Below are 425 nucleotides of genomic sequence, written 5' to 3'. Positions count from 1 at the left end.
CTTTCATACCCTGTTAAACCAATATCTTCAGCTTTTACAAAAATAACTGGCATTGATATATCTAAACAAGTTGCTTTAACACCATCAAAAATATCATATTTATTTCCAGTAGGAAGATAATGCCCTGTTTTACCACCAGTTATATTTTTAAAAAACATTTCTATCGGAGAAGCTTTTCCTGGAACTCCTGGAATTTCCAAATCTCCGTGGTATTGAACTGTTCTATTTGGTGTTTGGATTACTTGAGTGATAGTAGCACCTGTATTTACATCATATACATTGACTGTTGTTTGACTATCTTCAACACCTACTAATCCTCTTTCAATTCCAAATGCTCCAACAGCTGTGAGAATATTTCCACAAGTTGGTTTATCATCAGCTACTGCTTCTTCAATACTTGGTTGAATGAATTTATCATCTAAATC

1 protein-coding gene is annotated in these 425 nt (G+C 33.4%); it reads right to left on the bottom strand.

Annotated features, from left to right (window positions below):
• A partial coding sequence (locus tag CRV02_RS14535; RefSeq protein ID WP_309109257.1) for a PrpF domain-containing protein occupies positions 1-425 on the bottom strand: 425 nt, incomplete at both ends.

The organism is Arcobacter sp. CECT 8989 (genome assembly GCF_004116715.1).
Taxonomy (GTDB): Bacteria; Campylobacterota; Campylobacteria; order Campylobacterales; family Arcobacteraceae; genus Halarcobacter.
Note: the sequence above shows the minus strand (reverse complement) of the source record. Positions and strands in the feature narration are given on the sequence as shown.